The sequence below is a fragment of the Streptomyces sp. Root1310 genome, assembly GCF_001426425.1.
Classification (GTDB): Bacteria; Actinomycetota; Actinomycetes; order Streptomycetales; family Streptomycetaceae; genus Streptomyces.
The window spans coordinates 69,921-83,679 of sequence record NZ_LMEQ01000006.1 but is presented as its reverse complement, the minus strand read 5'-3'; the positions used below and the strand labels follow the sequence as shown (position 1 = coordinate 83,679).

Annotated in this window: 15 protein-coding genes; 11 read left to right on the top strand and 4 right to left on the bottom strand. The window is 72.4% G+C overall.

Annotated features, from left to right (window positions below; all coding sequences use genetic code 11):
* The first annotated feature begins 59 nt into the window (after positions 1-59).
* Positions 60-1,685 carry a serine/threonine-protein kinase gene (locus ASD48_RS14920; RefSeq protein ID WP_057602070.1) on the top strand — a complete coding sequence of 542 codons (1,626 nt, stop codon included), beginning with the start codon at positions 60-62 and terminating at the stop codon, positions 1,683-1,685.
* Positions 1,686-1,725: 40 nt separating this feature from the next.
* On the opposite strand, the gene ASD48_RS14915 is transcribed toward ASD48_RS14920, so the two are convergent.
* Positions 1,726-2,532 (bottom strand): SGNH/GDSL hydrolase family protein, encoded by an 807-nt coding sequence (locus ASD48_RS14915; RefSeq protein ID WP_057602069.1) that lies wholly within the window; start codon positions 2,530-2,532, stop codon positions 1,726-1,728.
* 312 nt (positions 2,533-2,844) lie between these two features.
* Between ASD48_RS14915 and ASD48_RS14910 the strand changes: the two genes are divergently transcribed.
* From ASD48_RS14910 to ASD48_RS14885, 6 genes are all read left to right on the top strand, one after another.
* Complete coding sequence (locus ASD48_RS14910; protein ID WP_057602068.1) at positions 2,845-4,053, top strand: S8 family peptidase; 1,209 nt, start codon at positions 2,845-2,847, stop codon at positions 4,051-4,053.
* Positions 4,054-4,553: 500 nt separating this feature from the next.
* Entirely contained in the window at positions 4,554-5,384 is an 831-nt protein-coding gene (locus tag ASD48_RS14905; protein WP_057602067.1) for a glycosyltransferase family 2 protein, read from the top strand.
* Positions 5,381-6,379, top strand: a complete 999-nt coding sequence (locus ASD48_RS14900) for a glycosyltransferase family 2 protein (protein WP_057602066.1) — start codon at positions 5,381-5,383, stop codon at positions 6,377-6,379. The genes ASD48_RS14905 and ASD48_RS14900 overlap by 4 nt, the downstream gene beginning before the upstream one ends.
* Positions 6,376-7,161 (top strand): polysaccharide deacetylase family protein, encoded by a 786-nt coding sequence (locus tag ASD48_RS14895; protein WP_057602065.1) that lies wholly within the window; start codon positions 6,376-6,378, stop codon positions 7,159-7,161. Before ASD48_RS14900 ends, ASD48_RS14895 begins: the two co-directional genes overlap by 4 nt.
* A 144-nt stretch (positions 7,162-7,305) precedes the next feature.
* Positions 7,306-8,400 carry a DUF5925 domain-containing protein gene (locus tag ASD48_RS14890; protein ID WP_057602064.1) on the top strand — a complete coding sequence of 365 codons (1,095 nt, stop codon included), beginning with the start codon at positions 7,306-7,308 and terminating at the stop codon, positions 8,398-8,400.
* A gap of 29 nt (positions 8,401-8,429) precedes the next feature.
* Positions 8,430-9,209 carry a DUF72 domain-containing protein gene (locus ASD48_RS14885; protein WP_057602063.1) on the top strand — a complete coding sequence of 260 codons (780 nt, stop codon included), beginning with the start codon at positions 8,430-8,432 and terminating at the stop codon, positions 9,207-9,209.
* Between the two features lie 19 nt (positions 9,210-9,228).
* Here ASD48_RS14885 and ASD48_RS14880 read toward each other — a convergent pair whose 3' ends face one another.
* Positions 9,229-9,597 (bottom strand): GntR family transcriptional regulator, encoded by a 369-nt coding sequence (locus tag ASD48_RS14880; protein WP_057602062.1) that lies wholly within the window; start codon positions 9,595-9,597, stop codon positions 9,229-9,231.
* A 95-nt stretch (positions 9,598-9,692) separates the two neighbouring features.
* Between ASD48_RS14880 and ASD48_RS14875 the strand changes: the two genes are divergently transcribed.
* Positions 9,693-10,619, top strand: a complete 927-nt coding sequence (locus tag ASD48_RS14875; RefSeq protein ID WP_057602061.1) for a GNAT family N-acetyltransferase — start codon at positions 9,693-9,695, stop codon at positions 10,617-10,619.
* The gene (locus ASD48_RS14870) at positions 10,600-11,103 is read left to right on the top strand and encodes a DUF402 domain-containing protein (RefSeq protein ID WP_057602060.1); all 504 of its coding nucleotides are present in this window, start codon (positions 10,600-10,602) and stop codon (positions 11,101-11,103) included. The genes ASD48_RS14875 and ASD48_RS14870 overlap by 20 nt, the downstream gene beginning before the upstream one ends.
* 65 nt (positions 11,104-11,168) lie before the next feature.
* On the opposite strand, the gene ASD48_RS14865 is transcribed toward ASD48_RS14870, so the two are convergent.
* Entirely contained in the window at positions 11,169-11,783 is a 615-nt protein-coding gene (locus tag ASD48_RS14865; protein ID WP_057602059.1) for a class I SAM-dependent methyltransferase, read from the bottom strand.
* Between the two features lie 140 nt (positions 11,784-11,923).
* Here ASD48_RS14865 and ASD48_RS45975 point away from each other — a divergent pair, with 140 nt between their 5' ends.
* Positions 11,924-12,058, top strand: a complete 135-nt coding sequence (locus ASD48_RS45975; RefSeq protein ID WP_020128204.1) for a hypothetical protein — start codon at positions 11,924-11,926, stop codon at positions 12,056-12,058.
* A gap of 12 nt (positions 12,059-12,070) precedes the next feature.
* Here ASD48_RS45975 and ASD48_RS14860 read toward each other — a convergent pair whose 3' ends face one another.
* Positions 12,071-12,532 (bottom strand): GNAT family N-acetyltransferase, encoded by a 462-nt coding sequence (locus tag ASD48_RS14860; protein ID WP_057602058.1) that lies wholly within the window; start codon positions 12,530-12,532, stop codon positions 12,071-12,073.
* A 152-nt stretch (positions 12,533-12,684) separates the two neighbouring features.
* Between ASD48_RS14860 and ASD48_RS14855 the strand changes: the two genes are divergently transcribed.
* Complete coding sequence (locus tag ASD48_RS14855) at positions 12,685-13,725, top strand: lytic polysaccharide monooxygenase (RefSeq protein ID WP_057602057.1); 1,041 nt, start codon at positions 12,685-12,687, stop codon at positions 13,723-13,725.
* Positions 13,726-13,759: the final 34 nt, after the last annotated feature.

The following is a 13,759-nucleotide window of genomic DNA, read 5'->3' as shown; positions in this document are numbered from 1 at the left end:
CTACGTTTGTGGGGTTGCGGAGGTTTTCGCCCGGATACGAAGAGCGAAATGGGGGCGCGGTGTCCGAAGAACCGGGCAGTGAACGTCTGATCGCGGGCCGCTACCGCCTGCTGACCCCGCTGGGCGAGGGCGGCATGGGCACGGTGTGGCGGGCCCGGGACGAAGTGCTGCACCGCGAGGTCGCCGTCAAGGAGGTGCGTGCGCCGCACGGACTGGCGGCCTCGGACGTCGAGCGGATGTACGCACGGCTGGAGCGCGAGGCCTGGGCCGCGGCCCGGGTCGCGAACCGGAACGTCGTCACGGTGTACGACGTGGCCACGCAGGACGGGCGGCCGTGGATCGTCATGGAGATCGTGCGCGGGATCTCCCTCGCCGAGCTGCTGGACGCCGAGGGACCGCTCGAACCGTCCCGGGCCGCGCACATCGGCGCCGAGGTGCTGTCCGCGCTGCGGGCCGCGCACGAGGCCGGAGTGCTGCACCGGGACGTGAAGCCGGCGAACGTGCTGATGTCGAACGACGGCCGGGTCGTGCTCACCGACTTCGGTATCGCGACCGTCGAGGGCACCTCCGCCCTGACGATGACCGGCGAGGTCATCGGCTCCCCCGAGTTCCTCGCGCCGGAGCGGGCGCTGGGGCGCACCCCGGGGCCCGAGTCGGACCTGTGGTCGCTGGGCGTGCTGCTGTACGCGGCGGTGGAGGGCAACTCGCCCTTCCGTCACGACACTCCGCTGAGCACCCTGCGCGCGATCGTCGACGAGGAGCTGCCGCCGCCGCGCCGGGCCGGGCCGCTCGCGCCCGTGATCGAGGGCCTGCTGCGCAAGGACCCGGCCGAACGGCTGCCGGCCGACCGGGCCGAGCAGGACCTGCGGCTGGTCGCGGCGGGCGGTGCCCCTCGCGGCGGCGACACGGTCCGTTCGACGCCACCGGCGCCGTTCGCGCCGTATCCGCCGACGGTCTCGACCCCGGCCGAGCCGTTCCGTCAGGAGCCGTCGTCCCCGACCCCGCCCCGACCCTGGTCGGCCACCCCGGAGACGACGACCGGTTCGGCCCAGCCGCACCGGAGCAGGCGCGCCGGTGTGGTCCTCGCCACCGGTGTGGTGGTGCTGGCGCTGGCTGTCGCCGGGCTGACGTACGGGCTGCTGAACCGCGACGACGGGGGCGGCGACGCCGACGGCGGCGGGGTCACCAACAGCACGACGGACGTGCTGAGTTCGCCGCCGACGCAGCCGGAGAAGAGCGAGGAGGCCAGCGAGTCGCCGAGCCCGAGTCCGAGCGAGAGCGAGAGTTCCGAGGCTCCGGCGCAGACCGTGTCGGTCACCGTCGCCGGTGCGCACACGGACTACGCGGGCAGCTGTCCGCCGCCGGACGGGGACGCGCCCGCGTTCACCGCGACGATCACCGTGGGGCGGCTGCCCGCGACGGTGTCCTACCGCTGGGTGTCGAAGGACGGTGAGCTCTCCGGGCAGACCTGGAAGACGCTCGACTTCCCGTCCGGTGGTGGGAAGTCCAAGCAGGACCAGGTGATCGTGTCGACGTACGCCGAGAGCGGGACGTACCGGAACTCGATCGCCGTCGAGGTCCGTGATCCGGTGAAGACGACGTCCAACTCGGTCCCGTTCTCGGTCACCTGCGAGACGGAGACCCCGACGGGCGGGGCCTCCCCCTCACCTTCTGCCTCGGAGTGACGAAGCCGGCGGAGCCGGTGGAACGGATGGATCAGACGGATCAGGCGGCGCTGTTCAGGACCGGCAGGTAGCCACCCGACTGGCCGGACGCGGTCGGGTGGTACGACTCGCCGATGTTCAGCCAGTTGAGGCTGTGCAGCCAGGAGCTGCCGGAGCAGATCTCGTGGCCGGCGAACGGGGTGCGGACGTCGCCGAAGACGAAGCCGTGGGCGGCGGCGCGCCTGGCGGTCGCGGCGTCCAGGTAGTCGGCCGCGTTGTTGATGGCGGAGCGCTTGGTCTCGGACAGACCCAGGCAGACCGTGCCGAGCTTGTAGAAGCGGGGGTAGCCGATGACGACGACGCGCGCGTTGGGCGCCTTGGCGCGGATCGAGGAGTAGACGGTGTCGAGTCTGCCGGGGAGCGTCGAGTCGACGTAGGCCCTGGCCGTGTTGATGCGGGACAGGCAGGTGCTGTCGGAGCCGGTGACGCAGGTCGTCATGACGTCGGCGAAGCCCGCGTCGTTGCCGCCGACGGTGATGGAGACCAGGCCGGTCGAGGAGTTCAGGCCGCCGAGCTGACTCGCCAGAACTTCATCCGTTCGCGCGCCGGAACAAGCCGCGAAGGTGAACGACGAGGGGCCGTGGGCGGCGTTCCAGAGGTACGGGTACGCCTTGGTGCTGCGCTTGCAGTTGCCACTGGAGCTGATGTAGCTGCCCGCGCCGACGCCGGAGGAATAGGAGTCCCCCAGCGCCACATAGCCGCCTGTGGCGGCGAGTTGGGCGCCCTGCGCCGAGGCCGCCCCGGTGAGGGCGGTGCCGAGGGCGAGGAGGAGTGAGCTCACGAATACGACAAGTCGGGAACGTCTCATGGAACCTCCCTTAGCAGGATCTCTGCCACAACGTTCGTAGCAACTACGCGTGTTGACGGGAAGTGTCCATGCCAAGACTTTCCGGCCCCTAGCGGGATCGTTCGCACCGCTTTGTGGGGCTGGTGTTGCGTGACCATGTCAAGGTTGTTGACAACCACTCAACTTCCTTGTTCTACGCACATAGACGGCCGAGGCTTTACCTCAGCCGCGAACGGAACGCGACGTTCGAGGCCGTGTGCGCGACCGCGCGCACTCCCCCACAGCCGTGCGCCCGACCCAGGCGCGGGCTGCCTAGAGGAGGACTCCCTCGTAATGGCACAACTGCGTAGCAACAAGGCCCGCATAACCGCCGCCGCCACCGTGGCGGCCGCCGCCCTCGTCGGCGGGCTCACCGCGCTCCCCGCCCAGGCCGCACCGGCCGAGGGCAAGGTCCTCGCGGCCGGCTCCCCCACCGCCGTCAAGGACAGCTACATCGTCACCCTGAAGTCGCAGGCGGGCTTCAAGGCGTCCTCGGCCACCGGCAGGAACCTCGTCAAGGGCTACGGCGGCACCGTCGGGAAGACGTTCGGCTCCGCGCTGAACGGCTATACCGCCACCCTCTCCGCCACCGAGGCGAGGAGACTGGCCGCGGACCCGGCGGTCGCCACCGTCGAGCAGAACCAGACCGTCCGGGTGAGCGACACGACCCAGTCGAGCGCCCCCTGGGGCCTGGACCGCGTCGACCAGACCTCGCTCCCGCTGTCCGGCACGTACACCTACCCGGACACGGCCGGCAGCGGCGTCACCGCGTACGTCATCGACACCGGCGTCCGCATCACCCACTCCCAGATCAGCGGCCGGGCCTCCTACGGCTACGACGCCGTCGACGGCGACACCACCGCCTCCGACGGCAACGGTCACGGCACCCACGTGGCCACGACGATCGCGGGCTCCACCTACGGCGTCGCCAAGAAGGCGAAGATCGTGGCGGTGCGGGTGCTCGACAACGCCGGTTCCGGCACCACCGCGGGCGTCATCGCGGGCATCGACTGGGTCACGAACAACCACTCAGGCCCCTCGGTCGCCAACCTCTCGCTCGGCGGCGGCGCGTCCACCACGCTGGACACCGCGGTACGCAACTCCATCGCCAGCGGTGTCACCTACGCGGTGGCGGCGGGCAACAGCAGCGCCAACGCCTCCTCGTACTCCCCGGCCCGCGTCACCCAGGCCATCACCGTCGGCGCCACCACCAGCGCCGACGCCAGGGCCAGCTACTCCAACTACGGCTCGGTGCTGGACATCTTCGCCCCCGGCTCCTCCATCACCGCGGGCTGGTACACCAGCGACACCGCCACGAACACCATCTCCGGTACGTCGATGGCGACCCCGCACGTCGCGGGCGCGGCCGCGGTCTACCTGGCGGGCCACACCTCGGCCACCCCGGCGCAGGTGGCCACGGCCCTGGTGAACGGCGCGACCTCGAACGTGGTCACCAGCCCGGGCACCGGCTCACCGAACAAGCTCCTCAAGATCGTCCCGTGACCCCTGCGGAACGCGCGGCACTGAGCTGAACCACCGTTCCCCGGAGGCCTCCACGGCTCCGGGGAACACTTTTGTTCGCTCCCGTGTCCATTCCTGCGCCGGTTCCTTTCGAGGGGACGCATCATTCTGTAACGGTCAAACGAACAAAAAGGTAAGTGAGCCGCCAAGGGCTTGCCATCCGGGCGTAATCATCAATACCGTCATACATCTCACTCGCATCGGACCGTCGGCAACGGCTCCAGGGGAGGGCTCAGGGACCGCGGCGGTATCGGGGCGGGAGCGCGGTAGGGGGGTGCCGTGCTCGGTGACCGCGCTGGTGACCGGGCCGTGCCGCGCGAGGTCGGCTGCCGTCCTTCGACGGTGGCCGGTCAGTTCTGCCAGCTCACCCGTGTCTGCGCGGAGATCACTCCGCCATGGGTGAGAAACCCCCCTTTCGAACCGGACGTGGATTCCTGGCCGCCCAGGGGCGGGCGGCCCACCGGACGAGAGGGACCAGACTCATGAGTTCCGTTCTGCAACCGGCGACACCGGGCCAGGATCTCGAAAGCCCGTCGACCGTCGGCAAGTACCGGCCCATCTCCTCTCACCTGGCCATCGCGCCACCGGTGAGCGTGGTCATCCCCGCGATGAACGAGGCCGAGAACCTTCCGTACGTGTTCAAGACCCTGCCGGACTGGATCCACGAGGTGGTCCTGGTCGACGGCAACTCCACCGACGACACCGTGCAGGTCGCGCGGGGGCTGTGGCCGGGCATCAAGGTCGTCGGCCAGCAGGGCCGCGGCAAGGGCGACGCCCTGATCACCGGCTTCGAGGCGTGCAGCGGCGACATCATCGTGATGGTCGACGCGGACGGCTCGGCGGACGGCAACGAGATCGTGTCGTACGTCTCCGCCCTCGTCTCCGGCGCGGACTTCGCCAAGGGCTCGCGCTTCGCCAACGGCGGCGGCACCGACGACATGACCTTCGTCCGCATGCTCGGAAACCGGGTCCTGTGCGCCATCGTCAACCGCAAGTTCGGCGCCCGCTACACCGACCTCTGCTACGGCTACAACGCGTTCTGGCGGCACTGCCTGGACAAGATCGAACTGGACTGCACCGGCTTCGAGGTCGAGACCCTGATGAACATCCGGGTCGTCAAGGCCGGGCTGAAGGTGCAGGAGATCCCCAGCCACGAGTACCTGCGCATCCACGGCGTCAGCAATCTGCGCGCCGTCCGCGACGGGCTGCGCGTGCTGCGGGTGATCCTCAAGGAGCGGTCCAACCGGCGGGCGCTGCGCCGGCTGGTCCGCCGCTCGCCGATGCTCGACTCGGGCCGGGGAGAGGCGTCTTGAGCGCCATCGACGTCTCGGTGGTCATCTGTGTGTACACCGAGGACCGCTGGGAGGACATCCTCGCGGCGGTCGCCTCGGTACGGGCGCAGACCCACGCGGCCCTGGAGACCCTGGTCGTCGTCGACCACAACCCGACGCTCCTGGACCGGCTGAGGAGCGAGTACAAGGAGACCGGCGGGGTGCGGGTGCTGCCCAACGCCGGCCCGCGCGGTCTGTCGGCCGGCCGCAACACCGGCATCGCCGTCTCCCGGGGCGAGGTCGTCGCCTTCCTCGACGACGACGCCGTCGCCGAGCGCGACTGGCTGCGCCGGTTCGCCGACCCGTACTCCGATCCCCGGGTCCTGGCCGTGGGCGGCCGGGCGGTGCCCGTCTGGTCCTCCGGGCGGCGGCCCGACTGGTTCCCCGAGGAGTTCGACTGGGTGGTGGGCTGCTCCTACCGGGGCCTGCCGCCCGGCCGGGTGCGGGTGCGCAACATCCTCGGCGGCAACGCCTCCTTCCGGCGTACCGCGTTCGACTTCGTGGGCGGCTTCGCCACCGGCATCGGACGCGACGGCAGCAAACGCCCGATGGGCGGGGAGGAGACGGATCTGTGCATCCGGCTCAGCCGCGCGAGACCCGACGCGATCCTGCTGATGGACGACCGCGCGGTGATCCACCACAAGGTGCCCGAGGCGCGCGAGCACTTCGGGTACTTCCGCACGCGCACCTACGCCGAGGGCCTGTCCAAGGCGCTCGTCGCGCGCAGTGTCGGGACCGACAAGGGTCTGGAGTCCGAACGCCGTTACGCCACGCGGGTGTTGCCGGCCGGTGTGGTCCGCGGACTGCGCGACCAGCTGCTGGCCCGGCCCGGCGGGGCCCGGCGGGCGGCCGCGATCGTCACCGGGGTGCTGACGGCGGCCGGCGGGTACCTGGTCGGCAGCGTGCGGGCGCGGCGGGCGGGGACGACGTTCGCCGTGGTGCCGATCCCGGTGGACCAGGTGGAGCGGGCCGCATGACGGGGGCGGGCGTACCGATCCTCATGTACCACGCGGTGGCCGCCGACCCGAACACCGCCACCCGCGCCCTCTCGGTCACGCCCGAGGCGTTCGCCGAACAGATGTCGGTGCTCGCGGAGCGGCGGCTGACCCCGCTCACCACCGCCGGTCTGGCGGCCCGCTGGCGGTCCGGCCGGCCACTGCCGGAGCGGCCGGTCCTGATCACCTTCGACGACGGCTACGAGGGCGTGCACCGGCACGCCCTCCCGGCGCTGGCCGAGCACGGCTTCCCGGCCACCCTGTTCGTCACCACCGGCTGGGTCCGGGGCGCCTACGACACCGGCGGCGGCCTGGACACCATGCTGGACTGGCGGCAGGTGCGCGGACTGGCGGACCACGGCGTCGAGATCGGCGGCCACAGCCACACCCATCCGCAGCTCGACCAGCTCGACGACGCCCGGCTGCGCGCCGAGCTGACCCGCTGCCGGGACATCGTGGCCGGTGAACTGGGCACCGCGCCCGTGTCGTTCGCCTACCCGTACGGCTACTCCAGCCGCCGGGTGCGCACGGCGGTACGCGGACACGGGTTCGCCCAGGCGCTCGCCGTGGGCAACTCCCTCGCCCACCGCGCCCAGGGGCCGTACGCCCTGCGGCGGGTGACGGTACGGCGCGCCACGAGCGCCGAGGAGTTCGAGCGGCTCGTCGACGGCCGGGCGATCGGCCGGACGTTCGCGAGGGACCGGGCGCTCACCAAGGGGTACGCCGTGGTGCGGCGGACCCGGCGGCTCCGGCAGCGGGTCTGAGGGGTGGCCCCGGCCGAGCCCGTCGGGGCCACCCACCCCCGGCGGGACCCGTTCCCGGCATCCGGCACTCCCGACACACCGGGCGTACCTCGCGCACTGCGGAAACCGGGTGCGGGCGGCGCTCTTGTGCCGGATCATGGCGGCATGTCCGTACCCCCGCACGACGCACTGCCGATCCGGCTCAACGTCGACGACTCCGACTCCCCGTCCGATGTCGTCGACGCGCTGTTCCTCGGCCGCTTCGCGACGGGCGAGCAGCCGTACTCGCACGCGGTGAACATCGACCGCGTGCGCTCCGGCGCGACCCTGCTGCCGCCGCACGCCCGCGTGCTGCGGGTCGCCCGGGACGAGGACCGCAGCGCCACCCTGGCCGAGGGCGACGGCTGGACCCTGCTGGTCTCCCGCTGGAACCGCGGGGCCGACGTCACGGTCACCGCGACCACCGCCGAACTGGCCGCGCAGGTGCTCGACCAGGCCACCGACGGTGCGGCGGACGAACCCGAGCCACAGCCGGAGAACGTGACCATGGGCTTCTGGTACGTCTCCCCGCGGCGCGGCCCGCACCGCACCACCCGGCAGATCTCCGCGGGCACCTGGGACGAGGTGCGCCCGAACTACACGGCGCCCGTCGCCGAGGCGATGGACCACCTGATGAGGACGACCCCGGACGACATCGCCGGCCGGCTGCTCCTGCTGCACGGGCCTCCCGGCACCGGCAAGACCTCGGCGCTGCGCACCCTGGCCCGCTCCTGGCGGGAGTGGTGCCAGGTGGACTGCGTCCTGGACCCCGAGCGGCTCTTCTCCGACGTCGGCTATCTGATGGACATCGCGATCGGCGAGGAGGACAGCACCGGCAAGGGCCGCTGGCGGCTGCTCCTCCTGGAGGACTGCGACGAACTGATCCGCGGCGAGGCCAAGCACACCGCGGGCCAGGCCCTGTCCCGGCTGCTGAACCTCACGGACGGCCTGCTCGGCCAGGGCCGCAACGTCCTGGTCGGGGTCACGACCAACGAGGACCTGGAGCGGCTGCACCCCGCCGTCGTCCGCCCCGGCCGCTGTCTGGCCCGCATCGAGGTCGGCGGGCTGACCCGCCGGGAGGCCGTGGACTGGCTCGGTACCGAGGAGGGCGTCGGCCGCGAGGGCGCGACGCTGGCCGAGCTGTACGCACTGCGCCGGGGCACCTCACCGACCTCGCTGCCCGAACCCCGGGGGCGCTCGGACGCGGGACTGTACCTGTAGGTGTCGCCTGCAGGTGTTCTGATGGAGGTATGACGCTGTACGTCGGCACGTCCGGCTGGCAGTACAAGGACTGGAGGGGCGTCCTGTACCCGGCCGACGTGCCCGTGCGGCGGTGGCTGGAGGAGTACACCGGGCACTTCGCCACCGTCGAGATCAACAACGCCTTCTACCGGCTGCCGTCGCGGGAGACGTTCGCGTCCTGGGCCGGGCGCGTACCGCCGGACTTCGTGGTCGCGGTGAAGGCGAGCCGCTATCTGACCCACATCAAGCGGCTGAAGGACCCCGAGGAGCCGGTACGGCGCCTGATGACCCACGCGGCCGGCCTCGGCGACCGCCTCGGCCCGGTGCTGCTCCAGCTGCCGCCGACCCTGCGGGCCGACGCCGGGCTCCTGGACGCCTGTCTGTCCTGCTTCCCGCCGGGTACGCGCGTCGCGGTGGAGCCGCGGCACGAGTCGTGGTGGACGCCCGGCGTGCGGGACGTCCTGCGGGCCCGAGGCGCGGCCCTGTGCTGGGCGGACGTCGGCTCCCGCCCGGTCACCCCGCTGTGGCGCACCGCCGACTGGGGATACGTCCGCTTCCACCAGGGCCGTGCCCACCCCTGGCCGCGCTACGGCCGCCGGGCCCTGGAGACCTGGCTGGACCGCATCGCCACGACCTGGGCGGTCGGGGAGGGGAACGACGTCTACGCCTACTTCAACAACGACCCCGGCGGCGCGGCGGTGGAGAACGCGGCGCTGTTCGGGCGCACGGCGCAGCGGGCGGGGCTCGGCGTGACCCGTACGCCGGGCACGCTGGCCGCGCACCGCTGAGCACACCGGGCACCGCCGGTCACCGTTCGTAGGCCGCCCGCAGGGCGTCCCGTACGGCGGCCGACGCCTGCTGCTCGGTGAGTCCCAGCCGCAGCACCCGCTCGGCGTAGGCCTGCGCGGCGCCCGCCGCCTCCCGCTCGGCCGCCGGTCCGGACGCGGCGACGAACGTGCCGTTGCGCCCCCGGGTCTCGATCACCCCGTCCCCCTCCAGCGCCCGGTACGCCTTGGCGACGGTGTTCGCGGCGAGGCCGAGCGACTCGGCCAGCCCCCGCACGGTCGGCAGCCGGTACCCGACCGGCAGGGCTCCCGACCGCGCCTGCTCGGCGATCTGCGCCCGCACCTGTTCGTAGGGCGCGGCGCTCTCATCGATGTGGATCTTCAAGGTCACGGGCCGATTGTCCCGCACCCGCCGGGGAACGGGAGTGCGGGCGGAGCCGAAATTGGGAGGCGGGCGGGCGCCGCCCGACCGTAGCGTGCGCTCACATGACCGTCATCGTGCGCGACCTGCGCCCCGGGACGCCCGCCGACATCGAGGGCTTCATCCGGGTCCGGCACCGCGCCCTGCCCTATGTGTTCTTCAGCCCGGCCTCCGTGCTGCACGGCCTCTCGCTGTCCCGCCCCGGGGCCCAGGCCCGCAAGCTGGTAGCCGTCGAGGACGGCGAGATCATCGGCACGGCCCAGCTGGGCCTCGCCCAGGACAGCCCGGAGCCCGGCCAGGGGTCCCTCAACGTGTACGTGGATCCCGCGCGCACCCGGCGCGGCGCGGGCACCCTGCTGGTCCGCGCCGCGGAGGAGCATCTGGCGGCCCACGGGGCGACGAGAGTGTTCGCATGGGTCCTGGACGAGCCGGCCGGCCGCGCCTTCGCCGCGCGACACGGCTACCGGCCGAGCCGCTCCGCGCACTTCCTCCGCCTGGACCTGGCCCGCACCGCGCTGCCACCGCTCCAGGACCCGCCGCCCGGCGTCGAGCTGCGCACGGCCGCCGACTTCGCCGCCGACCCGCACCCGCTGTTCGCCCTGGACGCGGAGGCGGGTTCGGACGAACCCGGCGACATCGCCACCGAGTTCACCGACTACGCCGCCTGGGTCGACGAGTACTGGAACCACCCCCACCTGGACCGGGAGCTGACCTCGGTCGCCGTGGCCGACGGCCGTCCCGTCGCCTTCAGCGTGGCGCACACCCACGACGGCCGGTACACCACGGGCATGACCGGCACCGCCCGCGACCACCGCGGCCGGGGCCTGGCCAAGCTCGTCAAGAACGACTCGCTGCACCGGGCCCGCGCCGCGGGGTACACGGAGGCGTACACGGGCAACGACGCGGACAACGGGCCGATGCTCGCGATCAACAAGTGGTTCGGGTACGAGATCTGTGCGACGGAGGTGCGGCATGTCCGGGAACTCGGCTGAGTCGGCAGGGCGGGTGGACGTCGTCCTCGTCAAGGGCGGCCGGACGAAGATCCGGTACGCGGCCGAGCTGCTGTCCGACGACGGCACCCGGATCGCCGTGCGCGCCCCCTGGGCCGGGGACGCCGTCCGCGACTTCGGCTTCGTCCGCTTCGAGGCGGGCGACGTCTTCACCGAGTACTACTGGCGGGACCGCTGGTACGCGGTGAAGGAGGTCCGCGACGCGACGGGCGCCCTGAAGGGCTGGTACTGCGACGTCACCCGCCCGGCCACGCTGTCCGGCGGCGAACTGCTCGTGGAGGACCTCGACCTGGATCTGTGGCGCTCCGCCGACGGGACGGACGTACGGCGACTGGACGAGGACGAGTTCGAGGAGAGCGGGCTGGCGGAGCGGGACCCGGCGGCCGCGGCGGCCGCGGTGACCGCCCTCGACGAGCTGGAGGTGCTGGCCACCGCCGAGGGCGGGCTCGAGTCCCTGCTGGAGTGAGGGGCCGCCGGTCCGCCGCCGTGCGGGGCGCCACCCTGCACGGCACCGCCGCACGCCGCCCCCTCTCACACCGTGGCCACCACCGCGTACCGCTCGTCCGTCACGGCCCCGCCCCACAGCCCGGCGTCCTGCGAGAGCCGTTCGACGCGCGTGTGCTCGGCCAGCGGGGCCAGCAGGGCGGTGAGCCGGTCCGCCGGTATGCCGACCGGGGTGACCGCCCCCCATACGCCCTCGACCAGGACGAGCCGCCCGCCGGGTCGCACCAGGCCGCGCCAGTGCCGCAGGACCCGGGCGGGGTCGGGCAGGGTCCACAGCACGTGCCGTACCAGCAGGGTGTCGAAGCGCTGCTCGCCGACCGGCGGCGCCGCCGCGTCACCGAGGAGGAACACCGCGTCACGCCCGGCGAGTTTGGCGCGGGCCAGGTCGATCATGGCCGGGGACAGGTCGACCCCTGTCACCCGGTGTCCCTGCTCGGCCGCGAGGAGCGACAGACTGCCGGTACCGCAGCCGAGATCGAGGAGGTCACAGCCGCGCTCCGGCAGCCAGGCGCGCAGCCGCAGGGCCCAGGCGGCACGCACCCCGGGGTCGCGCAGGCCGTGGTCCGGCTCCTCGTCGAAGGCGGCCGCCGCCGCGTCCCAGTCGACACCCGGCGCGGTCGCTTCGTCACTCTTTTTCCTCATGTGCCCAAGAGTGACACCCACCACTGACAATCGAATCGTGACAGCCGCCACTGACAGAAGGGGGGCCGATGAGGAACTCTCCCCCAAAGGGTCTACCTCCGTGACAACGCGGAACCCGGTAGCTCCTGAAGGAGGCAGCCATGCGCCGTACGACCGTGCAGAAGCCCCTGAAGAAGACGGATTCCCGCCGGATCCGTGACGAGGTCGACGAACGGCCCGCAGGACGCCCCGAGGTGCGCAAGGACATCGCACGCACCTGGTGGCCGGACGGCTGAGCGACGCCGCCTTCAGTCCAGCCGTTTGCGGTAGTGGACGCGGTCGTACGGGCCGTCCACGCGCCGCTCCACGAGCGCGTAGCCGTACTTCGGGTAGATCTCCTGGTTCTCCCACATCATCACGTTGGTGCAGAGCCTGACCTCGGGCAGGCCCAGCGCCCGCGCGCGTGCGTCCACGAAACGCAGCAGCCGCCGCCCGACGCCCTTGCGGTGCGCGTCGGGACGGACGGCGATGCTGTGCAGGAACAGGTGGTCGGCGAACGCCTCGACCACCACGAGACCGACCACCCCGCCGGCGGTCGGGTCACCGGTCACGAACACCTTCCCCGCGGCCACGTCGGCCGCGTGGTCCGCCTCCATGGGCTGCGGCACCTGCCCGATGCGCTCGATGTAGGGCGTGTACGCCGCGTCCGTCACGGCCTTCACGGCCGGCACGTCGGCCGCCGTGGCGGGCCGGATCTCCTCGCTCGTCATGCGGGGAACGCTACCTACCTGATCCCAGTCTCAGCGCTTCCTTAAGGCGACCCTAAAGATCGCCACGGACCGTCCCGGGCAGGCGAATTCGCGGTTTCTTGGTACCGGCACACATCAGGCCACCACCTGTTCCGGTTCCGAGGAGTTCCCCCATGCCCGCACGCCGCAAGGCCGCCGCCGTCGCCTCCGTCGCCTCCGTCGGACTGATCCCGGCGGCCCTGACCCTGCTGTCCGCCGCGCCCGCGGCCGCGCACGGGTCGATGGGCGATCCGGTCAGCCGGGTCGCCCAGTGCTACGCGGAAGGCCCGGAGAGCCCGAAGTCGGACGCGTGCCGGGCCGCGGTCGCGGCGGGCGGGACGCAGGCGCTGTACGACTGGAACGGCATCCGCATCGGCGACGCGAACGGCCGCCACCAGGAGCTGATCCCGGACGGCAGGCTGTGCAGCGCGAACAACGAGGAGTTCAAGGGCCTGGACCTGGCCCGCGCCGACTGGCCGGCGACGAGCGTCGGCAGCGGCGCGTACACCTTCAAGTACCGCGTCACCGCCCCGCACAAGGGCACCTTCAAGGTCTATCTCACCAAGGCCGGTTACGACCCCGCCGGGCCGCTGGCCTGGTCCGACCTCGACCTGGAGCACCCCGTGGCGACGGCCACCGACCCGGTCGCGTCGGGCGGCTTCTACACCTTCTCCGGGACCCTCCCCGAGCGTTCGGGCAGGCAGCTGCTGTACGCGGTCTGGCAGCGCTCGGACAGTCCGGAGGCGTTCTACTCCTGCTCGGACGTGACGTTCGCGGGCACGAACCCGGGCACAGGAGCGGGGACCGGTGCCGCGCCGTCCGCCTCCGCGCCCTCCGAGGAGCAGATCAAGGACGGCGCCGACAAGTCGACGATCGAACACCACGGTCACGGGGACGACGACGCGACCACGACGGCGGACCCGACGACCGACCCGACGACCGGGCCGTCCGCCACGACCGAGCCCTCCACCGCGGCCGATTCGCCCGGCACGGCCAACGAACCGCGTGCGGCCGGTGCCGGCGAGGGTTCGGGCGAGCGCCTCGCGGAGACCGGCGGTGACGGCAGCGCCCCGTATCTCGCGGTGGGCGGCGCGGCCGTCCTGGCGCTGGGCGCGGCGCTGCTGTTCGGGTCGGTGCGCAGGCGCGCGGTGAGCGGCGGACGGCACGGCCGCTGAGCCGCCGTTTCCCTCGATGCTCCGGGGCCTGACC